This is a genomic window from Endozoicomonas montiporae CL-33 (assembly GCF_001583435.1).
GTDB classification, from domain to species: domain Bacteria; phylum Pseudomonadota; class Gammaproteobacteria; order Pseudomonadales; family Endozoicomonadaceae; genus Endozoicomonas_A; species Endozoicomonas_A montiporae.
In genome coordinates, this window is the sequence record NZ_CP013251.1 from 3,802,348 (window position 1) to 3,828,911 (window position 26,564).

23 protein-coding genes and 1 pseudogene are annotated in these 26,564 nt (G+C 48.0%); 11 read left to right on the top strand and 13 right to left on the bottom strand.

Features of this window, described 5'->3' with window-relative positions; translation table 11 throughout:
- The first annotated feature begins 56 nt into the window (after positions 1–56).
- Positions 57–980 (top strand): LysR family transcriptional regulator, encoded by a 924-nt coding sequence (locus tag EZMO1_RS17415; RefSeq protein ID WP_034876756.1) that lies wholly within the window; start codon positions 57–59, stop codon positions 978–980.
- Between the two features lie 19 nt (positions 981–999).
- On the opposite strand, the gene EZMO1_RS17420 is transcribed toward EZMO1_RS17415, so the two are convergent.
- Positions 1,000–2,892 (bottom strand): collagen-like domain-containing protein, encoded by a 1,893-nt coding sequence (locus EZMO1_RS17420; protein WP_187300025.1) that lies wholly within the window; start codon positions 2,890–2,892, stop codon positions 1,000–1,002.
- A gap of 172 nt (positions 2,893–3,064) precedes the next feature.
- Positions 3,065–4,420 carry an MATE family efflux transporter gene (locus tag EZMO1_RS17425; protein ID WP_034876754.1) on the bottom strand — a complete coding sequence of 452 codons (1,356 nt, stop codon included), beginning with the start codon at positions 4,418–4,420 and terminating at the stop codon, positions 3,065–3,067.
- Between the two features lie 376 nt (positions 4,421–4,796).
- Here EZMO1_RS17425 and EZMO1_RS17430 point away from each other — a divergent pair, with 376 nt between their 5' ends.
- Positions 4,797–5,102, top strand: a complete 306-nt coding sequence (locus EZMO1_RS17430; protein WP_034876752.1) for a hypothetical protein — start codon at positions 4,797–4,799, stop codon at positions 5,100–5,102.
- A gap of 128 nt (positions 5,103–5,230) precedes the next feature.
- Positions 5,231–6,154: a hypothetical protein gene (locus EZMO1_RS17435; protein ID WP_145912642.1), complete on the top strand. Its 924-nt coding sequence runs from the start codon at positions 5,231–5,233 to the stop codon at positions 6,152–6,154.
- Positions 6,155–6,245: 91 nt separating this feature from the next.
- Here EZMO1_RS17435 and EZMO1_RS17440 read toward each other — a convergent pair whose 3' ends face one another.
- The 6 genes from EZMO1_RS17440 to EZMO1_RS17465 form a co-directional block, all read right to left on the bottom strand.
- The gene (locus EZMO1_RS17440) at positions 6,246–7,532 is read right to left on the bottom strand and encodes an MFS transporter (protein WP_236632028.1); all 1,287 of its coding nucleotides are present in this window, start codon (positions 7,530–7,532) and stop codon (positions 6,246–6,248) included.
- 40 nt (positions 7,533–7,572) lie between these two features.
- A complete protein-coding gene (locus EZMO1_RS17445) occupies positions 7,573–8,526 on the bottom strand; it encodes a phospholipase A (protein WP_051790061.1) in 954 nt (317 codons plus the stop codon).
- Positions 8,527–8,669: 143 nt separating this feature from the next.
- Complete coding sequence (locus EZMO1_RS17450; RefSeq protein ID WP_051790058.1) at positions 8,670–9,974, bottom strand: MFS transporter; 1,305 nt, start codon at positions 9,972–9,974, stop codon at positions 8,670–8,672.
- A gap of 101 nt (positions 9,975–10,075) precedes the next feature.
- On the bottom strand, positions 10,076–11,149 hold the full coding sequence (locus EZMO1_RS17455; protein ID WP_034876744.1) for an alcohol dehydrogenase family protein: 1,074 nt from the start codon (positions 11,147–11,149) through the stop codon (positions 10,076–10,078).
- Between the two features lie 83 nt (positions 11,150–11,232).
- Positions 11,233–12,594, bottom strand: a complete 1,362-nt coding sequence (locus tag EZMO1_RS17460) for a protein kinase domain-containing protein (RefSeq protein ID WP_034876742.1) — start codon at positions 12,592–12,594, stop codon at positions 11,233–11,235.
- A 208-nt stretch (positions 12,595–12,802) separates the two neighbouring features.
- Complete coding sequence (locus EZMO1_RS17465; RefSeq protein WP_034876741.1) at positions 12,803–13,195, bottom strand: YybH family protein; 393 nt, start codon at positions 13,193–13,195, stop codon at positions 12,803–12,805.
- A gap of 142 nt (positions 13,196–13,337) precedes the next feature.
- Between EZMO1_RS17465 and EZMO1_RS17470 the strand changes: the two genes are divergently transcribed.
- The 4 genes from EZMO1_RS17470 (at position 13,338) to EZMO1_RS17485 (ending at position 16,755) form a co-directional block, all read left to right on the top strand.
- On the top strand, positions 13,338–14,699 hold the full coding sequence (locus EZMO1_RS17470; protein WP_034876740.1) for a hypothetical protein: 1,362 nt from the start codon (positions 13,338–13,340) through the stop codon (positions 14,697–14,699).
- Positions 14,700–14,741: 42 nt separating this feature from the next.
- Positions 14,742–15,404 (top strand): metallophosphoesterase, encoded by a 663-nt coding sequence (locus tag EZMO1_RS17475; RefSeq protein WP_034876738.1) that lies wholly within the window; start codon positions 14,742–14,744, stop codon positions 15,402–15,404.
- A 65-nt stretch (positions 15,405–15,469) separates the two neighbouring features.
- Complete coding sequence (locus EZMO1_RS17480; protein ID WP_051790057.1) at positions 15,470–15,985, top strand: 8-oxo-dGTP diphosphatase; 516 nt, start codon at positions 15,470–15,472, stop codon at positions 15,983–15,985.
- A gap of 311 nt (positions 15,986–16,296) precedes the next feature.
- Positions 16,297–16,755 carry an Hsp20 family protein gene (locus EZMO1_RS17485; RefSeq protein WP_034876736.1) on the top strand — a complete coding sequence of 153 codons (459 nt, stop codon included), beginning with the start codon at positions 16,297–16,299 and terminating at the stop codon, positions 16,753–16,755.
- A 78-nt stretch (positions 16,756–16,833) separates the two neighbouring features.
- On the opposite strand, the gene EZMO1_RS17490 is transcribed toward EZMO1_RS17485, so the two are convergent.
- Positions 16,834–17,124, bottom strand: a complete 291-nt coding sequence (locus EZMO1_RS17490) for a hypothetical protein (RefSeq protein WP_145912643.1) — start codon at positions 17,122–17,124, stop codon at positions 16,834–16,836.
- Between the two features lie 321 nt (positions 17,125–17,445).
- On the opposite strand from EZMO1_RS17490, the pseudogene EZMO1_RS17500 reads away from it, so the two are divergent.
- A pseudogene (locus EZMO1_RS17500) lies at positions 17,446–18,552 on the top strand (IS3 family transposase).
- Positions 18,553–18,666: 114 nt separating this feature from the next.
- On the opposite strand, the gene EZMO1_RS17505 reads toward EZMO1_RS17500, so the two are convergent.
- The 3 genes from EZMO1_RS17505 to EZMO1_RS17515 form a co-directional block, all read right to left on the bottom strand.
- A complete protein-coding gene (locus tag EZMO1_RS17505) occupies positions 18,667–18,999 on the bottom strand; it encodes a hypothetical protein (protein ID WP_061509608.1) in 333 nt (110 codons plus the stop codon).
- Between the two features lie 156 nt (positions 19,000–19,155).
- The gene (locus EZMO1_RS17510) at positions 19,156–20,505 is read right to left on the bottom strand and encodes a transposase (protein ID WP_051789206.1); all 1,350 of its coding nucleotides are present in this window, start codon (positions 20,503–20,505) and stop codon (positions 19,156–19,158) included.
- A gap of 72 nt (positions 20,506–20,577) precedes the next feature.
- Positions 20,578–20,970: a hypothetical protein gene (locus EZMO1_RS17515; RefSeq protein WP_145912644.1), complete on the bottom strand. Its 393-nt coding sequence runs from the start codon at positions 20,968–20,970 to the stop codon at positions 20,578–20,580.
- Between the two features lie 20 nt (positions 20,971–20,990).
- On the opposite strand from EZMO1_RS17515, the gene EZMO1_RS25780 reads away from it, so the two are divergent.
- Positions 20,991–22,414 (top strand): ISNCY family transposase gene (locus EZMO1_RS25780; protein WP_244886709.1). Its coding sequence is split into 2 segments (ribosomal slippage): positions 20,991–21,435 and positions 21,435–22,414, totalling 1,425 coding nucleotides; the frame shifts between segments, so codons are not numbered across the junction.
- Positions 22,415–22,748: 334 nt separating this feature from the next.
- Here EZMO1_RS25780 and EZMO1_RS17530 read toward each other — a convergent pair.
- Positions 22,749–23,681, bottom strand: coding sequence for a YfgM family protein (locus tag EZMO1_RS17530; protein ID WP_034876730.1), 933 nt, complete (start codon positions 23,679–23,681; stop codon positions 22,749–22,751).
- Positions 23,682–23,890: 209 nt separating this feature from the next.
- Between EZMO1_RS17530 and EZMO1_RS17535 the strand changes: the two genes are divergently transcribed.
- Positions 23,891–24,415, top strand: coding sequence for a hypothetical protein (locus tag EZMO1_RS17535; protein WP_222842135.1), 525 nt, complete (start codon positions 23,891–23,893; stop codon positions 24,413–24,415).
- 608 nt (positions 24,416–25,023) lie between these two features.
- Complete coding sequence (locus EZMO1_RS17540; protein ID WP_051790054.1) at positions 25,024–26,532, top strand: carboxypeptidase M32; 1,509 nt, start codon at positions 25,024–25,026, stop codon at positions 26,530–26,532.
- Positions 26,533–26,564: the final 32 nt, after the last annotated feature.

Sequence of the window (26,564 nt, forward strand, 5' to 3'; positions counted from 1 at the left end):
ACAATCGCAAAGAAAGCAATAACAATTGCACATTTTGCAATAGTTGCTGTCTACGCATGAACCTGAACTTCAATCTTAAAGCCCTGCAGATTTTTGCCTCGATTATGGAACAGGGTACGTTGTCCAAGGCGGCAGAGATGCACTTTCTCAGTGAGTCGGCTGCCAGCCGACAGATTGCTTCGCTGGAGAATCAGATGGGGTTTAAGCTGTTCTCCCGAGAAAAACGACAGTTGATCCCTACCGTTCAGGGTCGGGAGTTTCATAAAGAGGCTCAGAGAATCATCTACGGTTTGCAGGAGCTACCGGACATTCTGGATAACATTAAACGACAGTGCAGCCCACAACTACGTATCATCACAGTGCCAAGGCTGATAAAGCAGATAGTGTCACCCGCTGTTGCCAGAATCTGTTCACAAAATACTGATCTGAAGATAAACGTCGATGTTCAACCCATGCGATACCTGCAACGATGGGTGGCAGGCTTTCAGTTTCATCTTGGGCTGGGTCGTCTGCCTGCACGCCATCCCGATATTGTCACCCGAGCATTCTGTTCGTTACCGGCTGTGGCTGTTTTGCCAAAAGGCCATAAGCTGTCAGGCAAATCAGAGCTGACACTGACCGACCTGCACGGTGAAAAACTGGTCTGTACTTATCTGAAACAGACCTTGCTGGGTCGAAATATTGCCAGTATCTACCAGCAACAGGGTTTGCAGCCAGAGCCTGCCGTTGAAGTCGCCAGTTCCTTTCATGCCTGCAGCATTGTGGCAACCGGATTTGGTTTTACCATTGCCGACCCGCTGGCTGCCCATGACATGGGGAGTGATGTTATACAGATCCCAATCAAAACAGATTTTCGCTACGACTTTGCATTTTTTGAACCCCACCTCACCAGAGATGACCCTGTGGTCAGGCAGTTCAAGCATCAGGTGGAAGAAGTAACGGCAGAGTACCTGCAAGCACTACACTTTTCACGGCTGTAAAGATGGAGTTTGGAAAGAGTCATAGTTCTGTGTGTTCTTCACTCTTCGGCGTATGCGCCACTACATTGCTGACCATCACCTGACCACTTTTATTCGTACATTCTACGACCGGGTTACTCAGCCAATGATTAATGATAACTTGATTGTTCGTATCGTCCAGACAGGCAGGATTTTCTGAAATTCGCATGGCGGTCAAAACAGCCAACCCATGACGTTTCGTCAGAGGGCCATATCCTGCCTGATCCCATAAATAGGTATAACCTGAGTCGCTGGTATGAAACACATTGACCAGCGCCATCAACAGCCGAAACAGGCGTTTGGCTTTGTCCGGATCACTCAGCTCATTGTAGTGTTTGTGCAACTGGAAAAAGGTTGAGGATTGAAATTCTGTGAGAGAATGAAGATGCTGAACCTCTCGGGATACATCAAAATCATCCGCTATCAGATCATTCTTCCTGGCATTGATAACAAGACGACTACGATTTGATAAACCATTATTTAGCTGCTCAATGGTCGTCTGGTTAAAAGTCACTTGTTCTGAAGCAGTTTCGCTATCGACCGGCAGTTGTATCTCGATATCAGGTAAATCGATCGACGTTAAACCGGTCTTTTTCATGAACGTAAGGATCATAAAGTGGTTAAAGGGTATCAGTCCACCATAAGCCAACTGTATTCCTACGCAAAGCTCCATCAACTGTGTAACCTCTTCACCCAGCATCGCATCGCACGTCATATCAACTGTCATTTGTCGTTTATTATCTTCACCTGACGACCAAACATAGACGGATACACCATTAATAAACAGATTGATGGCTACAGCACCCATTATGTTTTTTGCATTGAAACCGGAATCGCCTTTTGCCCCCACAACCCCGGGGGCGCCTTTCATCCCCTGAGCACCGGGAAGACCTGCACCACCTCTGGGACCTTCCTTACCCTCTGCTCCGCGAGCACCGGGTTCTCCCTTAGGGCCCGGCTCGCCTTCCACACCTCTTAGCCCTTCATTGCCAGGGTTTCCTTTCACTCCTCTGCTCCCTTTCGCTCCTTCCGCGCCCACGTTGCCTGTCTCACCCTTGGTACCGGGTACACCGTGCTCCCCTTTAGGCCCAGCCCCGGGCTCTCCTTTCTCACCATTCAAACCGTTAGAACCAGAGCTACTATGCTCCCCCATCTCTCCCGTCTCGCCCCTGAGGCCTTTTTGTCCATCCACCCCTCTGGGGCCATCCTGACCTCTTTTGCCTTCCTGTCCCTGAATACCCTTTGGGCCCTGCTCTCCTTGCTTACCTCGCTCACCTTTGACAGAGTCTCCCTGAGAGCCTTTTTTACCGGGCTCGCCTTTATCACCTTTAGCTCCTGACGGACCTTTCGCACCCTTTGCTCCGGGCTGCCCAGTATCTCCTTTAGGGCCAACCGGCCCCTGAGGGCCTACAAGCCCCTGAAACGCGGTCATGACCTGGTTAAGAGCAGCCATATTGACTGCACCACCACTGCCCGCTGGAAGTACAGGGGCAATTGCGGCGGCTCCATCTGTTACGGAAGGGACACGATCCAGTACTACCTCTTCAGTATTAAGTCTCTCTTCCTGTGAGCTGTTCGATCGAGAGTCAGAATACCGCGCAGTTCTCGTGTTCCCACGAAAATGGTTCAGACGACGTTCGAATTCATCCCTCTGCATGACTATGTTGTCGGTATACCCATTGAATATGACCCGAAGGTCGTCCAGAGTATAATGATAGCCATCAATCATCAGTCCCCTGTCGGTTCCACCAAAACGAAATCTATGCCCGTTTTCACCGACAAAAGACAAGGGTAATATCAGGACTCCATTCTGGGCAGAATAAGAGAGTTCGTTATTTTTATACGATCGATCATTCTCTATTATTACAGCCAGACCATCTAAAGATATCAGCAAGCAAAGCAGAGCTACTGCAATTCTGAGCATAGGGTTATCACTTAAGAAAAATGCTTTTTACAAACGCTCAAAAGACTAGCAGCAAAATGAATATAGGCTAGGTTTTATATTTATCATCTAAAGATGACTGTGCCGACATTATCAGCACAGCCTATTGAAAAAACCAGGCGTTTCAGGCCATGGCCGGAGTAACGACATTTGTCGTTGATGGCTGAAGGTAACGACGCAGCATCAGCAGACTGAAAACAACCGTTACCGCTTCAGCAAACAGCAGACTGAGCCACACGCCGTGTTCAGACAGGAAAACAGGAATCACCAACAAACCAACGACGACCAGAACAAACCCTCTTGCCAGAGACAAAACCGTCGCACTGGCAGAACGCTCTGTCGCCTGGAACAGGTTCGCCACCATCAGGTTAAAGCCCATGAAAGGATAAGCGAGAAAGTAATAGCGCAGCGCTACTGCCGCCATGGCCACCAGCTGCGGATTATCCACAACAAACAGACTGGCAATAGACTCGGCTTCCAGCCATACAATCGCTACCGCAGCAAAACCTGTTGCAACCGCAAATCTGAGGCCAATAAACAGCGTCTCCTTCACTTTATTCACAGCTCCGGCACCATAGTTAAAACTGATGATTGGCTGACACGCCTGACCAATTCCGACCAGTATAAACAGGGTTAACACCGCCGTGTTTAGTACTATGCTGTAGACAGAAATATAAAGGCCACCTTTCGCCAATAGCACCGTATTGAACACCATGGAAGTCGCTGCCACGGAAGACTCTATAAAGAAGATGGGCAGACCAATCGTCAGTATACGACGTATTCTGCCCAATCCCATACCCGACAGATTGAAGCGCAATCGTCCACGTCGGGTCAGAAAATGAATGAGGAGAATGATCATTGAAATAAGATTGGCGATGATCGTCGCATAAGCTGCACCCTGTACACCCCAGCCAAACTGCATGATGAACAGGTAATCCAGCACGATATTCATTAATGCCCCGCCTGCCAGAGCGTACATTGTCAATGCGGGGTTAGTATCGTTTCGAACAAAACACGACAGCACCCAGCCCAGTGAATACAGCACAAAGAAATTGAGCATAATCCCCAGATACTGACCTGAATAAATCGCTATCTGCCCCGTCGCACCGACCAGAGCCAGAATGTCATCCAGCCAGAACTGTCCGCCCAGTGCCAGACCGCCCGCCACCAGAATAGCCAGCAGGACAGACTGAACAAACAACCCCTGACCGGCCTGATAGTTACCTTTGCCAAATTCAATGGACATCAGGGCAGAGCCACCAATACCAATCATCATGGCGATGGCCGTAAAAAACGAAAAGAACGGCACCGCCATGGATATTGCTGCAAGGCCATCAGCCCCGACACCACGACCTATGAAAATGGTATCCACCATGATAAAGATGGATTTTATCACCATGCCGGTAATGGCAGGCATCAGATAACGAAAGAAAGATTGTTTAATCGGGTCGTTTTTCAGATCAATACTCTTACGCGCCACTCAATGTTCCTATTTAATTAATTTAAGTCATCAGGGGGCGGTATTATCTGCGAGTCTCAGGCAACAGAAAATAGATAGATTGCCCATAAACAGTACTAAGTACTCGACCATACGAAATCATATTTTCTGACTCATTGTTCAGGCACTGCACGGCGTTACAACTCTGGTCACATAGCTCGCTATGCTCCCGCCGTTGCGCCTTGTTCAGCACCTGCCCAATAAGCCAGAAATATTCGATTCCGTATGACCGAGTACTTATTTACTAACCAATCAATGTCCGTTCTTTTTCGTTAGCGCTCCTGACACTTCTGTTATGCAAGCCCATACCGTTATTCCATAAGATCTATTCCACGAAGGTGATAACAGGGATAGAACCATGTTTATGTACATGCAATACACAAAGCCATTCAGGCGTATCAGAGGGGTGTTCCAGATCATGATGACGCTGGTCAGCTTTTTTGGTTTCAATGAAGCCGTGCTGGCAGAACGGTACCGGAGTTCACTCTATATAAAGAATGACAATACAAGAATGATTGTTGTCAAAAGCCCGATGACAGAACCAATAAAACTGAATCAGACGGTGTCTGGCTACTATTCAGAGCTGGTTAATCCAGCCGGTCTCATTCCGGATGAGGATAAGACGAAAGTCGTAGCTCTGGACCTGCACTCCCTGGTGTTCTGAGGACACTGCAGCCAGTATCGACTGCTTTGTTAGTCATGCTGACAACCCTGTCATTCATCTGTCTCACCGATACCGATACATTAAAGGAATACAAAGCAGGCATTGTGCTGCAGCAAGGAGGAGTTAATATGCTTTTAAACATGATGAGCCAAATAGCAAACATGGGATACGCACCACGAACACAAACTGCCGATTCCAAAACATCTTCAGATAACACCTCGGTTGAATCAAAAGCCGGTTTAATGAGCACGTTGGGCTCACTGGCTGGAAAAACGGTCGAAGTGGTTAAAGCTCAAAGAAACTGGCTGCTGGGAACCGCTAGTGCAGCATGGAAAGCAATGACACTGGATAATGCCGCCTATTGTCTGAACTTAATGCCTTATGAGTTTGATATCAGCAGCGCCTTTGAAGGCCCTGAACATCGCAGATCCGTAAGCGTTGTTGAGCCTCAGTTACAACTTGCATCTACCAGACCCGAAAGAAAAAACACCAGTAAAATTCCACAGCGAATCGCCGGTCATCAATTTCCGAAAAAACCGGAAGGTGTCGCACTGACCAGACCAGATCTGGGCAAAACCGGCATTCCCATGCCAACGCGTCAGGCTATACCCCGCAAACCAGTTCAGATGAATGCAGAAGTCGCTTCATCTGCAAGCCCAAAACAAGCAGCAAAAAAAGCTGAAAAAGAATCCATTTTTGCCTTTAACACGGTCATACGTGATCCCTATGACCTCAAAGGTGATCTCCCAGCTGCAGAAACTATTCGCAAGTTGAATGAGCATGCCCGCAAAGCCAGACTACGCACCCCGAAAGAACGTGCAGCCAGACCATCAATCAAGCCGATCAGCGATGAAGCCTACCGGCGTTTGATGGGCAAGCGTTATAGCAAAGGTAAAAAGGCAGAAACCACTGCCATTGATCAAAGTGCTGAAAAAAAGGTATTCAAGGGTGACCTGAACAGACTGATGAAACCTCTGGAAGGTCAGAAGGGAGAAAAGTTTGTATCAGATGCGGAACGTGTCGCCAACTTCCCAAAGACGCTGCGCACCTGATCTTTAATGAATCCGGATCGTTGGGACGAGCGGAACGCGACTCCCAACCCTTTGTTTATTTATACGCCAATCATTAAGCCAGCATCATTCATCACAACTGCGCCGCAGAAGGCCTGCGTGGCACACTCATCATACATGTTGCCAACAGTCCAAACAGGCCACTGACCATCAGATACCATGCAGGTGATTGAAGGTTATTCGTCCAGCCAATCAGGGTCATGGCAATCACCGGAGTCAAACCACCAAACAGGGCAAAGCTGACGTTGTAACAGAAAGCAATGCCTGAATAACGAACATTCACCGGAAACAGTTCCGACAGCGCAAGGGGAGCAACACCTGTGATGCTCCCCTGTATCAGGGCACTGACCAGCATGACACTGTAAACATCAACACCTGCTCCATACCAGTAAAAAACCGGTACTGAAAACAGAACAATAATGCCCGACGCCACGCATAAAAGACTGCGAAGTGACACGGTATCCGCCAAAAGCCCGAACGCAATAAACACAACCGACGACAGGAATATCCCTATACTTCCCGCCAGTGCAACGTCGCCAGCACTGTACCCCAGCATCTTAGTCAGATAACCCGGCGTAAACAGAAACAGCAACGTCATTGAGGTGGCAACAGGAAGAATCAGGAAAATACCCACCAACAATTGACGACGGTGTGATTGTAATAAATGGAACAAAGGAACCGCGGACTGGGCTTTACGCTTGGCGAGTTGCAGAAACAGGTCGGATTCCTGAAATTGTTTACGTACTACATAACTGCAAATACCCATTGTTCCCCCAAGCCAGAAGGGTATCCGCCAGCCCCACGCCTTCATTTCATCAACCGGTAACCACCAGAGCATAAAAGCGTGCACCAGTGAACCAAACACGACACCGTTGGCTAATACCATAAACAGCAGGCTCATCACCAGCCCGCGCCGCCGGTCAACGGTTTCACTGAGATAGGTCATCGCCCCTGGAATCTCTCCGCCGATGGAAAAACCCTGCAACACCCGCAGCCCTACCAGCATCAATGGTGCCCAGAGTCCGACCTGACTATAGGTTGGCAGACAGCCCATCAGAAAAGTAGACAACGCCATAATCAGCACGGTTGCCACAAACGTCGGTTTGCGTCCAAAACGGTCGCCCAGATGCCCAAACACTAAGCCGCCCAAAGGCCGGACAAAATACCCCACTGAAAACGTCGCAAACGTGGTCAGCATTGAGGTAAAACTGTCGTGACTGGGGAAAAACTGATCGGCAATGTAGACTGCCATCAGCGCATAAATAATAAAATCGTAAAATTCCAGAAAACCGCCAAGAGAGGTCACAAGAATTAACCCTTTGTGCTCCCTCGACAAACCTTCATGACTGCTAAAGACCAAAACTCACTACCTTACTTATTGATTTAATTCGTGTTCATGTTTACATCCAGTCCGTCAGCATCACACCCAGACTGATACGATTCGTATTTTTGTTGTAATCGATCAGGCTCTCGCCATAACCATTAAAGTACTGAACATAACCCCGGAATTTTTCAGTCAGCGGGAACGACCAGTCCAGCTGGACAGCTCCAAGGTTGTCCGAGCGCAGGTTGTTTCTTAACATTACGCCCACGTTATGGCGGTTAAACTTGTAACCAAACAGAAGCTCGCCACTACCCATGTAACGTTCAATGCCCGAATTGTCGTCACCTTTGACGTTAGGGTAGTCAGAGTCATTGATATCCTTGCGCTTTTCAGGGATGCGATACCATGGACAAATGGCCAGATAAAAATTGCCCCGCTCAAAGAAAACCCCGAATTTAACGCGGTTCCAGCTGCGGGAAAGTGAGCCATATCGCCCATTGGACTGATGATTGATGCCAACACTTAACCCCCTCATCCTCAGACCCAGAAGATCGAAATCGGCGGGAAAGATAAAAAAGGCTTCCGGCTCATGGTTGGTTTCCCTGAACGGCGATGACAGGCGGTTATAAGCCTGCCACCAGGAGACATTGGTGTACGCAACAAACAGATCGCCATAACCCTTAAACACACCACGCCACAGCGGTGCCTTAAGACTGATCTGGAACTTCACTTCATATCGGGACAATTTGTCGCCTTCGTTGCCAAAGGGTTCACCGTTGGGTGAGTCGTTATAGGAGAAAGGCAACAGGTAGTTGGGTTTGTGAGGTGTAATCACAAACCGGTTATCAACCACACTTTTTTCACTGAGGATTCGATCAGTGATGACACCGTGTTCATCATTCAGTAGCTCCCGGTGCTCGCCAGAATCACTGACAACGTTCAGATCTTCATGCTCCGGATTGAAAAATTGACAACGTTGACGAACCTCTTGCAGCGTCACCTGTCCATCCCCCTGCTTAAGCTCTTGCATAAGACAGCGCTCGTATGCCTGCTCAGATTGCTCCGGCCTGTTATCGGAAAAACAGTGAACCGTAAAAGTACACGTGAGGACAAAGAGACCACAGTATAGGTTGCGCATCATTGGAAATCTCTTGCTAATTGCCAAATGAAAAGCTACTGATCTTCCCCGACCATCGTCGCAGAGTAATCCGGCCAGGTGATGAACAGAATCAGCAGGGTAACGAGCGAAATAATGATCAGGTACAAAGCAGGACCCAAGGCCAAACCATAAGCCTTGATCAACGGCGTGATTGAGACAGGGGCAAGACCACCAAATAATGCCATGCCCAGATTATACGACGTTGCCACACCGGTATAACGCACTTCTGAGGGAAACAGCCGTACCAACATGGGTGGCAGTGTTCCGATCACAAACGAAGAAAGGATAGCCGCTACCATCATAATCCGGCTGAGTTCTGCCTCATGAGAACTGACATATTGATAGTAAGGCAGACAAACACCGGCAATGAGAACAATACTGCAGAACAGTAGCTTTTTATGAGAACAACGATCCGTCACCAGCCCCATCAGCAAACACAATGGAGCAAACATGATATAGGCCAGCGACGAATGCCAGGCAACTTCAGCGCGGGAAAAACCGTGCAATGTTGTCAGATAACCGGGCATGTAAGCACCCAGTAACGTGACGGCCGAACCACAAACAGCCGCAATGCCAAAGCCGCAGAAAAAACCGCGCCGATGCTTTCGAACCAACTCCAGCATTGGAATCATTTGCCGCTGACGCACCAGATTCAGAGCCATAAACAACCCCGACTCATCAAACCTCAACCGTATGTAATAGCTCAGCCCCCCCAGCAGCCCGCCCACCCAGAACGGAACCCGCCAGCCCCACCCGGACATTGCTTCAGGCGATAAAATCAGAGTCAGCAGACCATGCACAAACGTGGCCAGAGAAAAACCCAGCGTGAACGACATAAACAGAATACCGATCACCAGTCCGCTACGCCCCGGAGTGGTTTCGCTCACATAAGTCATTGCACCGGGCAATTCTCCTCCCAGAGAAAAGCCCTGAAACAGTCGCAGTAAAACCAGCAGTGCCGGAGCCAAAATGCCAATACTGTCGTAAGTCGGCATACAGCCAATCAGTGCCGTGGTCAGAGCCATAATGGAGATCGTTAGGGTAAAGGTACTTTTACGTCCATAACGATCCCCGAGATGCCCAAAGAAAAAACCACCCAGAGGACGTGACAGGTAACCCACTGCAAAGGTAGCGAAGGTTCCCAGCAGAGAAGTCATCGGGTCACTGGAAGGAAAGAAACTCTCGGCAATATAGCTTGCCATCATGGCGTAAACCATGAAGTCATACATTTCCAGCATACCGCCCAGTGAAATCGCGAAGGCCAGCCGGAACTGTTCTTCGGGCACATTCACACAGCGTCGGGCATGTTGTTGGCTCATTATCGGCTCCCCCGGATCGTGTCGAATAACAAAGATTAGGTGCGACCGATAGAACCGGCAAATCAACAGCGTAACAGTATTGACCAGACGAATGAGTCAGCTCACTCGTCACAGTCCGGCGAGGTTCCTTTTACAGACAGTACTATCTTGCCAGTGTGACCCTTCTCCAGAAACAGAGTCTGAGCCTCCTTTATGTTTTTCAGAGGCAAACAGTGAGCGACCACAGGCTTGATGGCAGCCGCTTCAATATGACGAACAAGGTTGGCGAACACATCAGACTCAAGCACTGTACAACCAAAGAAGCTCAAGTCTTTCAGGTACAGCGTTCTGATATCCAGCTCAACCATAGGGCCGGCAATGGCTCCGGCGACAGCATAGCGTCCACCGGGTTTCAGCACATTCAGTAACTCACCCCACTGCTGACCTGCTACCAGATCAATCACAACATCCACACTGTTTTCACCAAGATGTTCAACCACACTGTCGTTGCGGTTTACTGTGGATGACGCACCAAGAGCCAACAAATCTTTTGATTTCTTCGGGCTGGTCACGGCTATGACCGTTGCTCCCCTTGCTTTCGCCAGTTGAACAGCAGCCGATCCCACACCACCGGAAGCTCCGGTCACCAGAACGGTTTCTCCGGATTTCACTGCCGATTTTGTCAGCATATTTTCTGCCGTTGAATACGAGCAGGGAAATGAAGCCAGCTCAACATCGGTCATAGAACTTGAGACTTTGTGGGCATGCCTTTCGGATACTGTCGTATATTCAGCAAAACCGCCATCACACTCCGATCCGAAGTACCAGGGCTGCTCCAGAACCTTCCCATCGGCTTCACGAATGCAGGGTTCCACTAACACTCGTTCGCCAATGCGGGTTTCAGAAACGCCCTCACCCACACCAACAATAACGCCACATACATCCGCCCCCTGTATACGGGGAAAACGTAATGCCTGCCCGCTCCAGCTGGCATCCTCAGTGGCGGCTTCTGCTTTGGAATACCAGGCAATCCGGGTGTTAATGTCGGTATTATTAACACCTGCCGCAGCGACTTTGATCAGAACTTCGTTATCACCGGGTGTCGGCACCGGTATATCGGTTCGATATTCAAGCTGGTCAAACCCGCCATGCCCCATCAGGGCCACTCCACGCATCTTCTCTGGCAACGAATTCATTGTTGACGTCCTGTTTGCAAAAGGTCGTCACTCTACAGGCAATCCTGTGAATATCAATGCAGCACAGAAAGCGATCAGAGAGGTCAGGGAGAGGAAAGAGAAGGCAGAATGTGACTCATCGTGTCATGGGCTGCTTGTGCAGAAGGTCTTTCCTGCGGGTTAACTTTAATCATATTCTGAACCAGTTCGACCATGGCCATTCCTGGCTCATCCAGCTCCGCTGAAGATTCGGTGATCAGTTGTAATTGCCCGTCAGGTTGCTTATTTCGCAGGGTACCCATACTGAGAATACCCAGACCAATCAGAGAATCCATTAGCATAATACCGGCAGAATACACATCTGCGGCATAACCGGCAGGTAAGCCTTTACGAACTTCCGGAGCCGCATAATAATCGGTTCCGCCCACGTCAACACTTTCGCCCTCACGAAATGGCTTTGCCATACCAAAATCGGTGATTTTCAGCTGACCGGTTGCCGAATGCACCAGCACATTGCCATGTTTGATATCAAGGTGAAGAATCTTTTTCTGTTGAAGGTAACTCAGGCCAGCCATTAGCTGTTTGCCACAGTTTACCAGTTCCGGCAGATGTTCTTTGGAACGCTTACCCTCAAAAGCATCATCAAGACGGGTTCCACCATCCTCCATCGCCATTCGCAACTGATAGGAAGCACCCTGTTTCTGCGCAGAGTAACCTTTCAGTTTTATGATGTTGGGATGATCCAGTGTTTCCAGCAGTCTGGCTTCGGCTGCATCTTCAGCGAGGGTTTCCCGGGCTTCTGAGGATGATGACTCAACGACCCTGAGGCGCTCTACCCAGTTACCCTGTTTTCTGGAGCTGAAGTGCGCCACGGAACGTCCGTTTTCGAAAGGGACAATCATCGCTTTTCTGGCATTTTTATGGTCTGGCATTTTACCTACAGTGATCAGCAGGTCATTCAATTCAGATTCTGCAAGTGACGGCCTGTGAGTAAAAGACACTTCTTCAGAATGGTGTTGCCGTTCAGACCCTAGCGAAATATCAGATTCGTAGCCTGAAGTCTCACTGTCTGAACCGGCAAATACAATACCGTCATCCTCAGAATCACTGTCAGCTGCAAAAGAGTCACTGCCAGCTGCAAATTCAATGTCACTGTCGCTATCATCAGTGCCAGAATCAGCCAGATCCGAAGATACTTCATTACCGGAAAAGTAGTCAGAAGTCACTGTGCTTGTGGTTGAAACTGAACGCTTTATTTCACGGGAACCCAACCCTTTTTCAGGTTTGAGACTTTCATTGTCTGAATCATCAGCCTCCTTATCAGAGGATATGGATTCACGCCCCGAACCCCGTGACACCTTACGGTGTTTAAAATGGCTATCATCCTGAGTTTTATGGGAGTCATCAGCCGACCCGGGGCTAACCGGCAGCCCCGGAACGGATGAGGGGGAACCTTCCGTTTTCATTGTCACCTCCCTGCGTCAAGGTCGTTGTGCTTTTTCTGTGGAATGATACCAATTCCACCTTCTAAACATGAATTGCGCAGCCATTATGAATCACGGGAGCTGCGTTGGAACTCCTCGCAATAGCTGGCTATTACTCGTCGTTCCGCCTTGTCCCGCGACCCAGAATGACTTGCTCATAGTCATATTTAGAAAGCGGAATTGGTATGAATCATTGCGGGGAAGCGTGTAAATGGACGATTTTCCATTCATTTCCGATTTTTTTAAGGATATGGGTCGCTCTCAGTGACTGCAGTTCCAAGGAAGAACCTTCCTTTTTCATTCTGGTTTCGAACTGCCAGATACTGCAACAGCCAATAATCTGGCCAGAGGTCCAGAACGATTCTACCCGGTATTGAACGGAATCGATTTCAAACTGGTCAAACAGTGATTCATACCAGACTCTGAGAGCATGTTGTGTGGTACAGCTGACATTTTCACTGCTCCAGAACAGCAACTCGGCGTCCGGGGCGTAGTGTGCCAGCATGCCATCAATATAGCGTTGCTGATAATTATCAGCCTGCTGGTCAAACAACGTGGTAATCGCTTCCGGTTGACTCTCCATCGCTCTACCCCCTTGCTTTTACTTAAAAGTTTCTGATGCAACGTTTATTCATCGCCTCCTAAGTATAGGTTTGATCACCCCCTGACCCATGGATTGCTATGCTTAGGCTGCCTATTGAGGCTGCAACCCCCGGAGAGTCACCATGAAAACACTGGCCCGAATACTCTTTCCGATGATGTTGCTGGCGACCGAAAGCATTCTGGCCAGCGACAATATCACGGCACTCAGAGATTATATCAAAGCCACTTACGGCGAAGAGCTGATGATCTCTGACGCTCAGGTCAGCCAGCTGAGCTGGGTGATGGACAACCCCCATGCGACACCGGAAATGGATCACCACAAGCTGGCGGGTATGCATAAAGAAGTACCAAGAGCTTTATCCCGAATTTACAACCTGCAACGTCTGCGCTCAGGCACCCCGCAAGATTACGAGCAGTTTATTGCTCCACAGAAGAAGGAAATGGTAACGCCTCTCTCGCCAGACAGTTTCAGGCAGCTGTCAGACGCTATTCGTTCAATGGATGAGTATCATTACGAAGTTCTGGCAGCCGCCGCCATTATTTCTTCTGTCACCCTGTCACCAGAAGCCATTAAAAGAGCGCGACTTGTTCCTGATCTTAAACTGCCAACCGACAGTGTACAGTTTCTGGCCGTCACAGCACCGGAAGCCAGCAAAATTTATCCACTGGCACAATTACTGAGTAAACGTTTCAAAACCGGCAACCACCTGTTCGAAATAGCCTTTATGCCCAACAGCCACCTACGGCACATGATGTATAACGAAGGCTCACTGACAATGTATGAGCACATCGAACGGGGACTCTCAAACGGTTCAGTGTCCAGAAACGACCTCACCTTCTGGTACTACCACTGGGTGATTAACATCGCTGGTTTTCGTGGCCAAATAGCTCCCAAAGGCTCACTGTACCTGACCCAGAATACCTACAACGCCATGTCAGCGGTTAAGGCGGTACTGGATAAGCTAGGCAAAGACAAAGGCAATAAAAGCTTCAACCCGATGCGGGCTTATCTGGGCAAACGTGCAGACTGGCTGAAGTTAGACCACTATACCCATAACACTGACGAGCAGATTGCTCTGGCATCCATCGCGGCCTCTCTTCGATTGTTTTCGCCGGATCAGGGCAAGCAGCTTTATCAGGCTTTTCACAAACTTTCATCCAAAGATCAGAAGCGCTGGCTTGATTACAGCCATTATCAATTAAGCAACACCACAACACCGGCACCTACCTATGCTCCGGCCCTGTTCGCCAATGCTGTTGTAGAAGCCGGGCTGGCCGACACGATAATAAGTGTCCTGCCGCTGTTTCTCGACGTTATCGACAAAGAACAGCAGATGCGAAAAAACGGTCAATTAAACCCGGAAGTTCCGGTATCATTTCGTTTACTCAGCCAGCATCAGCAGGTACATCGACTTCTGCACCAACTCCACAGGGGGCTGGTCATTATTGATCCGGTCACCGGTGTCGCGTCGATCACAAAATAATCAAACCACCTCAATCACAGGGACAGTGTCGGAGGCTTTAGCGTGTTTCATCAGTTTTATACCGCCAACCAAGAGGGCAGGGACTTTGCCATTGGCGATCTGCACGGCATGTACGACCTGCTGTTTGAAGAGCTGGATCAAGTGGATTTTGACTTTACTAACGATCGCTGCTTCAGCGTTGGCGACCTGATTGACCGGGGTGCCAAGTCCGAACAGTGCCTTGGCCTGATTAACGAGCCCTGGTTCCACCCGGTGTGCGGCAATCATGAAGATACCCTGCGCAAAGTGGCTCGCAGCCTGTCATCAGCAGCCACCACAGCCGACTGGATCCTGAATGGCGGGCGCTGGCATTTGATGGTTTCAACCCAAAAAATGCACGACTACGCCGATCTCGTGGATACTCTGCCAGAGCTGATCTCCGTGGCGACACCTTCCGGTAAACTCATAGCCCTTTGCCATGCCGAGTACCCCCTGCCCTACTGGGCACCCGATGAAATTGCCAATGACGATGAACTGCGAAGACAGCTGATGTGGTCACGGCAAAAAGTCAGAAGCCAGAACCATTCAACGGTTTCCGGCATCGACAGCATCATTTGTGGGCACACCATCGTAGACCAGCCACAACAACTGGGTAACTCCTTTTACATAGACACCGGTGCGTTTGAATCCAAGACCCTGACTCTGGTGAATCTGGAAACACTCTAACCGTTTGGATGAGTATCGTTCAGTGTGTGTCATAATGGTTGCTCAATGACCGTTATGTGAACACTATGACGACAACCCTCACCTCTCCAAAGCGCCTGACTGATATTGACTGGCAAAACTGGCAGGCTAAAGACCCTGCTACCCTGACATTCGTGATCAAGCATGGAAAAATCCTGTTGATACGCAAACAACGCGGGCTGGGTGCCGGCAAAATCAATGGACCCGGTGGACGACAGGAGCCCGGCGAAACCATGTTGGAATGCGCTGTCAGAGAGGTGCAGGAAGAGCTGTGTATTACCCCGCTCAATATGCAACACCGGGGTGAGTGCCGGTTCCAGTTTGTCGATGGTTACTCCATTCATGTCCATGTTTTTACAGCCAACGATTACGAAGGCACCCCCACTGAAACAGAGGAGGCCATTCCACTCTGGTTTGATCTCGACGCTATTCCTTACGATGAGATGTGGGCAGACGATAAAATCTGGCTACCCCTTATGCTGCAAGGGAAAGCATGCTCAGGACGCTACCTGTTCGACAACGACAAGATGCTGGATTACCGGCTGGATCACCCACTCGATTAAAAATAATTTAAATCAAGGGGTTGAAAGCACAAACCATCGTCCTTATTAATAATAACGACGATGGCTCATACGAGCATTGTCGCAAACCAACGACCTGTTCCTGAGGAAAGGTCACTACTAAGTACTCAACCATATGAAATCATATTTTCTGACTCATTGATCAGGCGCTCTGACTGCGTTGCAACTCTGGTCACATAGCATGCTATGCTCCCGCCATTGCGCCTTGCATAGCACCTGCCCAATAAGCCAGAAATATTCGATTCCATATGGCCGAGTACTTAATCACATATTGCTCGATTGAGGATATGATCATGCGTACTATCGATTTAGACTTCAGCCCACTGTACCGTTCCGTTATTGGTTTTGACCGTGTTGCCCATCTGCTGGAAGGCATGTCCAATAACCAGAACACCAAGCAAGGTGGCTACCCTCCTTACAATATTGAACTGCTGGCAGAAAACCAGTACCGAATCACCATGGCGGTGGCCGGTTTCTCGGAAGACGAACTGGACATTGAAAGCCGTGAGAATGTTCTGGTGGTTCAGGGCAAAAAACAGGCTGACGACACTGAACGTCAGTATCTGCATCAGGGCATTGCCGAACGTAACTTTGAACGAAAATTCCAGCTGGCAGACTATGTAAAAGTCACCGGCGCACAAATGGACAACGGCCTGCTCCATATCGAACTGGAGCGTGAAATTCCGGAAGCCATGAAACCCCGTAAAATATCTATCAGTGGACAGCGTATGCTGGAGGCTGAAGCTGAGTAAATATAAAGCTCAGTGACATAATAAACAGCCTCTACAGATTTAAACTGTGGAGGCTGTCTGTAAGTAATCAAAAACGTCCTAAAATCCACAGCTGCTGTGACGAATCCCCCCGTTAAGCTCCATGCCTATAATATACCTCCTCAACGGTTGCTTAAGCTCTTTCTCTACCACCAGATAAAGCCTGTTGGTCAACCGTAAAAAGGCTTCATTCATCTCCTCCTGTTTATTAGTGAGTAAATCAAATCGTTTCTTCCTGACGTCAAACCGGTACAACGCCAATGGCTGATTGTTGGGAGCATTATTGATCGTGTGTCGAGTACCGCTTTGCACCCCTTCCGGTAACGTCGAAAAGTGTGAAATATCTGCCACTCCACTGTCAGTCACCCAGGCAGGTATCAGTCGTTTAGCGGGCTTTCCGGATAGTTGTTTTTTTACCCTCCATGAAGGAACCAGAGCCAGCAGGGCTTACGCATCAATCTGAACTAGCAAATGCCGATTAGGGAGTTGTTTTCTCTAACACACAGCTGAAAAGAAGTTGAAATAATCAAACTCTCAGGATTTTTAAACGACAGTAGGTTTTATATCTCCTGATTTTCACCAATTCCAAACCGAACTATGATGGACCCCATAAACTGGACAGGTAGCTAAGTTAAGTTTTCTGGCTGTAAGATGACCCTGCAGGAGGGAATCATGACAGCAAAAAGAAAACGACATAAGCCCGAATTTAAGGCACAGGTAGCACTCGAAGCCTACAAGGGCGAAAAGACCATAAACCAGCTGGCAAGCGAACACGAAGTTGCAGCCGTTCAGGTTAGCCAGTGGAAGCGACAGCTACTCCAGGGGGTTCCAGAAGTCTTCGGCAGGGCACGGCCAGAGGTAGATCCAGATGCGCTCACTGCCCCCCTGTATCAGGAGATCGGACGGCTTAAAATGGAGCTGGACTGGTTGAAAAAAAAATCTGGCAATGTCCATTGATGACAAACGGAGATGCATAGACCCGGATCACTCGAAGATCAGCATTCAGCGCCAATGTGAACTGGTTGGGTTAAGCAGGTCAAGCTGGTATTACCAAGCTTCTCCAGCTTTGGAAAGCCCTGAGAATCTGAATCTGATGAGGCTCATTGATGAGCAGTATACACGTACACCGTTTTACGGCAGTCGTAAGATAACTGCATGGCTGAATGAGCAGGGCTTTCCGGTCAACAGGAAGCGTATACAGCGACTTATGAGGCTGATGGGCATACAGGCTGTCGGACCAAAACCGGGCACAAGCCTGAGAAACAAAGAGCATAAGGTTTACCCGTACTTGTTGAACGGCGTTGATATTGTGAGACCCAATCAGGTCTGGAGTACTGATATTACGTACTGCCCGATGCCTCAGGGGTTTATGTATCTGGTTGCCATTATTGACTGGTACAGCCGTTACGTGTCAGCTGGGAGCTGTCGAACACACTGGATGCAGACTTCTGTATTCATGCGCTGGGTCGAGCTTTGGAACAAGGTGAACCTGATATATTCAACACTGACAAAGGGTGTCAGTTTACCAGTAATGATTTTCTGGCACCTCTTCAGGAACGGGAAATACGTATCAGCATGGACGGGAAAGGGCGAGCACTGGATAACATTTTTGTCGAGAGGCTGTGGCGCTCCGTCAAACATGAATGGCTGTACACGCATGAATTTCAGACTGTTCCAGAGCTTTATACTGGGCTGGATGAATACTTTGAGTTTTACAACACTGAACGATTACACCAGTCGTTGAGTTATAAAACGCCTAAGGCAATTCACTTTGCATGAGGGCTTTGGACCACTGCCAGGACTTAACTTAAATTTGTTGGTTTACTGTCTTGACAGTGGGGTCCACCATAAACAGTCGTACTTTGAAAATCTGTAGTCGTTAATATTCAGCCTCTACAAGATAGGTACGATTGTTTTAATTTGATGCGTAAACCCTGCCAGAGCCAGACAGTCTGAATGACCATCACACATATTCTTTTTATCAAGATTTTCATGAAAACAGGAACTGGGGAAAAGCTTTTGATCTGAAATTTCGCTTAAATAAAGCTCATACAATTGCCGATATAAAGCTGCTTCGTTGGCAGCTCCGGAAAAGACTCCAACTTCTTTCAGGCTTTCTTTCAGAACCAGGTCAGATGAAAGGTCGTTTAAAGTGGCTGATTCCAGAGTGAACTTCTCAATACCTTCAGGAGAATCAATTTTCGTTCCGTATTTGTTTTTAATCACGTCAAAGACTGTACAGCTAATCCCGCACAACATAGCCTTAAGTCGTATTAAAACTGATTGGTCGTACAGATAATTGATGAGCGCATAAAAACTGCCTCACGCTTTTCGTGCTCCTTTTCCAGTTTGTTTACCCTGAAACCCCGGCTACGATGATCGCTATGATGTGTCGAACTGGATCTTTCTTGCAGCAGTACCGTGAATGATCGCTTGGAACATCTCCTCCCAACTCTCAATCAGCCAGGAAAGAAAGTAACGCAGAATCAATTTCCAGAGATAGGTGCGTGTTCCACGCGCCCTTAGTTTCAGGGCTTTCTGGAAGACCGGGCAACATAGTTGCTGTATTTGATCCACCAGGAAAGCCAGGAAGGTCAGGTAAGCCAGATTGGTTGCCAGGTGCTGCTCACCGTGACCATAGTTGTGTTCAAGTTCGTAGCCTTGGTTCTTCAGGGTATTGAAGGTTTCATTTTCTATGTGCCAACGACATCTTCCTCCTTCGGCTGTGGGGAGTACAGTTTCTTCGGTTAACGGGATGTCGGTTATCCAGCCCCAGGTGTGCCGTTTGCCTTTCTTGTCTGTTTCGACGTAATCAAGCACATTGACGATTTCAACCGGTTCAGTCTTGTTCAGGGGAACCCCATTGGCATAACGGCACCAGTGTTTGGCACCGTTGCCGTCAGTCATCTCAAATCGTTTGACATCGCCCTTCTGATCCAGCGCATCCATAGCCTCAATCATCGAAGTGTGATTGCCATCTTTGGCAACAATGATGTAGTGCCACCCATAACTTCTTATCAGTCGAACTGTCGGGCCATCAGCGTAGAGACCGTCCAGCACAATAACCAGCTTCAATTGTGGGTGATCTCGCTTGATGTCTGAAAGGAGACGTTTGAGGGCATTTTTTTCACAGTCATTCTTGGTTGTGCCATCTTGGTGAACAATGGGCTCGGGGGCCAGAGGCAATACGGTTTCTCTGTCAGGATGGACAATGCAGGCGGCCAGCATCTGGTGATAGTAAGCTTCATTGGCCTTACCTTCATTTTTTATACAGCACTCCTGACAGCGGCACTTGCCGGAGTAGTAAAGCCCTGTCCCATCAATGGCTAACAGGTAATGATCCTTCAGGCCGGCGCAAGAAAAGCGGAAGCCCTTGAGCCCTCCACCCCGCTGTACTTCATTGAACAGCAGCTTGAAAGGTTCTCTCATTGCCCCTGGATCTACAGGATCAAGGGTGGAGCGCATGTAAGTGTCACAGGGTATCCTGCCTTGAACCCGGTATAGATGCTTCAAGTTGAACTTGAGTTCTTCGGTTTCCCGCTCACGGTCAAACTCCAGCAAGGATGGGTACTTGAGGTGCATCATAGCGAAAGCCGACATCAAGGTGTCCAGCAATGAAATCTTGTCTTTACGGCGGTTTGGGCGGTGGTCTGGAATGCTGTCGAAGCTGTCGTAGATCATCTGGATCATGCTGTCGAGGCACAGATGTTTTCGTGGTTTATGATCAGGCATGGCTCTGAATAACTGATTACGGTCGTCTATCCCCCAAAATTAGACGCAAAAGTCTGCGAATGCTTCAATTTTCTACGCTGCTGAATCCCTTGTGATTACTGGTTGTAATTGAAAGTGCGGGATTAGCTGCCAATTCACTTCTTCGACAACATGACTTAATACCATCAACGAACCGGTTTCTGTTAATGTACCGTCATTAAAAACCAACCCATGATTAACAAGGTCTTCTTTAGTAAATAATTGAATCGCTTCCGAAGACTGACAGATAACCAGTGCCAGTAAAAAAACTACTGCTTTTATAACTTCTGTCAGGTCGCTTTTCTCAAACCTGCGGTATTTTAGAAACGACAAAAAAGCAGGCTTGTTCTTTTTATGAACAGACGTATAAGTAGTGCCTGTCCGAAAACCCACAAACACTTGAAAACAGCAGCCTGTAGCCCCATATAGTACTCGAAGATTTTCCAAAACAAGCTGTTTTCACATTTATGCGCCAAACCATCAACCCACAAATGCAGTTGGGCGAAGTTGATATCTCTGCCATCACGTTTAATCCCAAGTCCAGAGACGACATTCCCCGTCTGCTTCGGGGCCTGCAACATATCTGGATAACACCTGATCTGCGACACAGGGTTTTTCAGGTGCTTGAGAACATGATTCCTGCCAGTCGGCAAAATGGTCGTCCCGGTATGGACCTCTGGAACATTCTGGTTTTCGGCACTCTGCGCCTTGTCACTAATTGTGACTATTACCGCTTGCAAGAGTTGGCTAATGAACATGGGACATTACGGAAAATGCTCGGTCACGGCCCATATTGTACCCATTCCTACCACATACAAACATTGCAGGATAACATCAGCCTCTTCACACCGGAGATACTGGATCAGATTAACCAGGTCACGGTGGATGCAGGTCACCAGCTGGTTAAAAAAAAGATGAGCCGCTACATGGCCGTGCCGATTCCTTCGTAGTCAAAACCGATGTCCATTTCCCCACGGATATCAGCCTTCTGAGCGACGCTTGCCGTAAAAGCATTGAGTTTGCATCCGCTCTCTCCAATCAGTACCAGCTTCCGGGCTGGCGTCAGAGCAAATATCTTAAAGACCAGCATCGCAAACGCTACAACAAGGCTCGAAACCTGAAGCATTCCAGCGCAACCTGTGAACTGAAACAACAGCAGCGGCAGCACGACATTGAAATGGCTCACCTTGAGTACATAAAGTACAGCCTTTCAATTGTCCGCAAAGCTGAAACGACCTTGTCCTTGCTGTTGAAAAAACAACCGGATGAGCCAAGGCTGGAAAACCTCAAATACCACATAGCCCACAGCCGTCACCAGATAAACCTGATTTACCGACGGGTGATAGAACATGAGCAGATTCCCCATAATGAGAAGGTGTTCTCAATCTTTGAGCCTCATACAGAATGGATCAGCAAAGGCAAAGCCGGAACTCCGGTTGAACTGGGGTTACGGGTCTGCGTGTTGCAGGATCAGTTCGGTTTTACTTTGCATCATCAGGTCATGCAAAAACAAACAGACGACCAGGTTACAGTACCTATGGCCGAGGCTGCCAAAAAGCGGTTCCCGACATTAAGCCAGGTGAGCTACGACAAAGGCTTCTGGAGTCCGGGCAATCTTGAAAAGTTGGAAGTTCTTCTGGAACGCCCGGTTCTCCCCAAGAAAGGCAGGCTGTCAGCCAATGACAAAAAACGGGAATGCCACCCGGAATTTATCCGGGCAAGAAGGAAGCACTCAGCCGTTGAATCCGATATCAACGCACTGGAAGCGAATGGTCTCGACAAATGCCCGGATAAAGGGATAGAAGGCTTTGAGCGGTATGTCGCACTGGCTGTTGTCGCCAGCAACCTGAAGCGGTTGGGTAAAATTCTGCTGACCAGAGATCGTCAGTAGCCTTTCAGTCAGGCTCCCGTCAGTTTACTTTTGATCATGCCAAGCATGAGAGATTACTGTGCTCGTAGATAGTCGAATCAGGTTGTATTTTGAGCAGCGCAGTACAAAAAACATCCTTTGTTCGTCTGGTAACTGAAATCCAGCCGTTATCAACTTCTGTCGGCCAGGAACGACTGCCATTTTTCAGAGGTTTTCTGACAGGCACTAAGTAGCACATACATCCTGCGCGACTGAATTCATAGCTACCTCATAATACCGAACAAACCCAGCCTGTTTCTAAGCCGTCCATAGCCTGTGTTTTATTGGGTTACTGGTAAAGCTAATTCACTGACCATCAGGGGGATGGTTGATTATTATTGTCAATACTTACCTGTAGCGCCTTGATTCGATCCAGATCAGCTCTGGCATCAAGAGATACAGCCAGTTCTCTGGCTTTTTCAATATCCTCACCGGCTGCCTGCCATTCGTTCATCGCCAGCAATACCTTGGCGCGCTGCTGAAAAAACAACATTCGTGTTCGGGGTTGAACCAGCTGGCTCTGAATACTGTTCAGTCGTTTCAGAGCTTTATCGTAATCTTTTTGCAGATAACAAACTCTTGCCAGCCTGATCACCGTTCTCGACACATCGTATTGGCTACCTGCTTCTTTAAACAGTGCTTCAGCCTGAATCAAAACCTCCCGGGCTCGCGCAAGGTTTTTCTCTTCACCGTCCGTTAACGCCGCAGCCAGATTATATAAAACCTTGCCACGAAGAAATTCAGCTGGCTCTTTCTGTTGATCAATAATCGACAATGCCTTTTCAGCAAGCTTAACCGCCTGACCTCTTGACTGAACTCTCGCAACAGCTGATTGCAGATACAAACTTTCAACCATCGTTTTCCAGTCTTTCACCGGGTCTGACAGTGTCTCTGCAGCTTTGGCAAAGCTAAGACAACGGACATAATCCCCCAAATAAAAGAAGCTGGAGGCAAGACTTAACAGCAAAGCCCGCTGCTGATCAAACTGTTTGCGCTTTCGCGCCTCTTTAAGTGCCTGCTCACCCCAGTAAATATGGGATTTCCAGCAGCCCTGTTGCTTCAACTCCGCACCCTGAGCCAAGACCCAGTCAGAGAGAGCCAGACGGTCTTTATCCGTTGGCTGCAAATGCTGACAGTGAGCGGGTTCATCAGAATGGTAGAAGGCATTCCGGCTGATGTCTTTGCTTCCACTTCCATAGACGGAACAAGACAACAAAATAACGGCCAGTAAAAGCTGTATTTTTTTCATGGAGGCGATTATAGACCATGTTAATCATATATTTTTCCGATCTATCCTGATCGTTTACTATGTAAGCTTGGCTAGCAAGAGTGTGATCAAGTTTTCAATAAATGTTGAAACCTCACATAACTCCTAAACCTGAGTGGTGGCTGATCAATATCAGCAAGGTGGCAGCCAACAATGAAAGGAAGAAATTGATATGCGCTTATAATGTTACAATGAGTAAATTCAAAGATGGTATCCATACTATGCGTCGTTTGTTCGAATTCACCTCCGCAGCTATTTATACAATCGCAGCAATTTCGCTTGTCTTAATGGCCGTATCCATAGTGGGCTACTCATTGTACACAACCTGTAACATATTATTTTTTCAACAGAAAACCGTAGACTTTATATTCACAATCTTACAGTCCGTAAGCTCTGTTATCATATCTATAGCTATCATTGATGTGGCGAAATACATGGTGGAGGAAGAAATACTGAGGGACAAGGAACTCAGAAAACCAAAGGAAGCAAGAGAAACCATTACTAAAATTATGGTTATTATCTCCATAGCCGTCAGTATGGAAGGGCTTGTTTATATATTCAAAGCAGGCACTAAAGATGTAGCTCTTTTAATCTATCCCTCGATACTTATTTTGTGTTCTGTTTTGGTCATCATAGGTTTGGGGATTTACCAAAGATTGAGTTCAGTCATTGAAGAAAAAGATCAAAAAAGGCATTTGACTATTAGTCCTGATTGATAATCGCTCATCATACCAATACTTAAAAAGTGATTATTTTGATAACCTACCTTTTGTCAATACCTTGTCTCCATGCTGAACAGGATCCTAGGAGGTTGCCCGAGAATAGTGAATCTCTAATATATTGCTAACCACTATAAGCTAGGTCTTACTCATCAATATGAACTACTCCGGAGCAAGCTGCGGGAAATTAAACCCAAGACTTAGCATTGAAACAATAGTACAGATTGCTTAGAGCTTGAGTATTAAGGGCTTCAGTAAGATTGGGTACATTCACTCAGATTAGATGCTGCCGGAAGTTTTGAGATTACTAACCGACTATCGTTTAATTTTATGATGAAATTGATCATATCAACTGCACAGGAATTGTATAGCAGGAGAAAACTCTATATATCTTGTATTTAACAGGTCCGATTGGTGCATGAGCCCTACACTGTAAGCCGAATATTTTCGGTTCCTTACACAATTACTTATAGCAATTGCTCTTAGTGCTGAACCTTGCAAAAAAAACCTGCGACCGGACCATGAGAGTACTTACAGCAGCATAGGGTCTAATGTTGATGACTCTGATTTGAAAATTCAGTATAACTGTTATCGAGGTAATCCTGATGAGCAACCTGAATATTGCCGCCTATGACAAGCTGGTTGAACGTTTCAAAAAACTGCACCGGCTCAACCACCTGAGCGCCCTGGCCACCTGGGACCAGGCAGCCATGATGCCGTCCGGCAGCAATCAGGCACGCTCGGAAGCACTGGCAGAAATGTCTACCCTCACCCATGAATTGCTCACCGCATCTGAAGTGGGTGACTGGATAGAAGTTGCCCGTGAAGAATCTCTGGATGACCTGCAAAAGGCATCCCTGCGAGAAATGGAACGACAGTTTGAACAGACTTCAGTGATGCCTGCAGACCTGGTGAAAGCCAAATCACTGGCTGCTTCTGGTTGTGAACACGCCTGGCGCTCCCAGAGGCCGGAAAATGACTGGCAGGGATTCAGCAAAAACCTTGAAAAGGTTCTGAAGCTGACACGTGAAGAGGCAAGCATTCGCTCGGAGTCTTCAGGCGTTTCACCCTATGATGCCATGCTGGAACTCTATGAACCGGGGGTAAACTGCCAACAGCTGGATACACTGTTTGGTGATGTCAAACAATGGCTACCCGATTACGTTCAGCAAGCTACCGAACGACATCAATCCTCTCACTATGAGATGCCCGAAGGCCCTTTTGCCACTGACAACCTGAAAGCTCTGGGTCAGGAAGTCATGACCCTGTTGGGCTTTGACTTCAACAGAGGTCGCCTCGACGTCAGTGCTCACCCATTCTGCGGAGGGGTCTCGGAAGATGTGCGTATTACCACCCGTTATCGGGACAATGACTTTATCGAATCACTCATGGGTGTAGTGCATGAAACAGGACACGCCCGCTATGAGCAGAATCGTCCGGCAGAGACTCTGGGCTTACCAGTCAGCAACGGTCGTTCAATGGGCATTCATGAAGGGCAGAGCCTGTTCTTTGAAATGCAGATTGGTCGTAGTCGTGAGTTTCTGGCACTGATCCGCCCACTCTTGCTGAAACACCTGACAGGCGGCGAAGAGTTGCCCGCCTATCAGCTGAACAATCTGGAAACCATTTACCGACGTGTTCAACCCGGTTTTATTCGTGTTGAAGCGGACGAAGTCACTTATCCCGCTCACATAATCCTGCGCTATGAAATTGAAAAGGCACTTATCAGTGGTGACATGACCGTGTCAGATTTACCCGACACCTGGCATGAAAAAATGCAGCAGTACCTGAACCTTTCCACTGAAGGTAATTATAAAGATGGTTGCATGCAGGATATTCACTGGCCCCTGGGTGCCTTTGGTTATTTCCCCAGTTATACGTTAGGTGCCATGTATGCAGCGCAGCTCTTTGCCACCATTCAAAACACCATCCCTGATGTTCATGCGAAGATCAGTAGTGGTGAACTGTCGGTTATCTTTGACTGGTTGAAAGACAATATCTGGAGTCAGGGTAGTCGTTATTCCACCTCAGAGCTCATTACCAGAGCAACGGGTGAAGACCTGAATGCCAGCTTCTTTAAGGAACACCTGAAAGCTCGCTATCTGACAGATTGAAACAGCTTTAATCTCTGCTGTTCAACATTCAG

Excerpts from the sequence above, each read along its gene's own strand:
- EZMO1_RS17415 (WP_034876756.1), top strand. The coding sequence starts at position 57 with ATGAACCTGAACTTCAATCTTAAAGCCCTGCAGATTTTTGCCTCGATT.
- EZMO1_RS17430 (WP_034876752.1), top strand. The coding sequence starts at position 4,797 with ATGTTTATGTACATGCAATACACAAAGCCATTCAGGCGTATCAGAGGG.
- EZMO1_RS17435 (WP_145912642.1), top strand. The coding sequence starts at position 5,231 with ATGCTTTTAAACATGATGAGCCAAATAGCAAACATGGGATACGCACCA.
- EZMO1_RS17445 (WP_051790061.1), bottom strand. The coding sequence starts at position 8,526 with ATGCAAGAGCTTAAGCAGGGGGATGGACAGGTGACGCTGCAAGAGGTT.
- EZMO1_RS17450 (WP_051790058.1), bottom strand. The coding sequence starts at position 9,974 with ATGAGCCAACAACATGCCCGACGCTGTGTGAATGTGCCCGAAGAACAG.
- EZMO1_RS17455 (WP_034876744.1), bottom strand. The coding sequence starts at position 11,149 with ATGAATTCGTTGCCAGAGAAGATGCGTGGAGTGGCCCTGATGGGGCAT.
- EZMO1_RS17460 (WP_034876742.1), bottom strand. The coding sequence starts at position 12,594 with ATGAAAACGGAAGGTTCCCCCTCATCCGTTCCGGGGCTGCCGGTTAGC.
- EZMO1_RS17465 (WP_034876741.1), bottom strand. The coding sequence starts at position 13,195 with ATGGAGAGTCAACCGGAAGCGATTACCACGTTGTTTGACCAGCAGGCT.
- EZMO1_RS17470 (WP_034876740.1), top strand. The coding sequence starts at position 13,338 with ATGAAAACACTGGCCCGAATACTCTTTCCGATGATGTTGCTGGCGACC.
- EZMO1_RS17480 (WP_051790057.1), top strand. The coding sequence starts at position 15,470 with ATGACGACAACCCTCACCTCTCCAAAGCGCCTGACTGATATTGACTGG.
- EZMO1_RS17485 (WP_034876736.1), top strand. The coding sequence starts at position 16,297 with ATGCGTACTATCGATTTAGACTTCAGCCCACTGTACCGTTCCGTTATT.
- EZMO1_RS17510 (WP_051789206.1), bottom strand. The coding sequence starts at position 20,505 with ATGCCTGATCATAAACCACGAAAACATCTGTGCCTCGACAGCATGATC.
- EZMO1_RS17530 (WP_034876730.1), bottom strand. The coding sequence starts at position 23,681 with ATGAAAAAAATACAGCTTTTACTGGCCGTTATTTTGTTGTCTTGTTCC.
- EZMO1_RS17535 (WP_222842135.1), top strand. The coding sequence starts at position 23,891 with ATGAGTAAATTCAAAGATGGTATCCATACTATGCGTCGTTTGTTCGAA.
- EZMO1_RS17540 (WP_051790054.1), top strand. The coding sequence starts at position 25,024 with ATGAGCAACCTGAATATTGCCGCCTATGACAAGCTGGTTGAACGTTTC.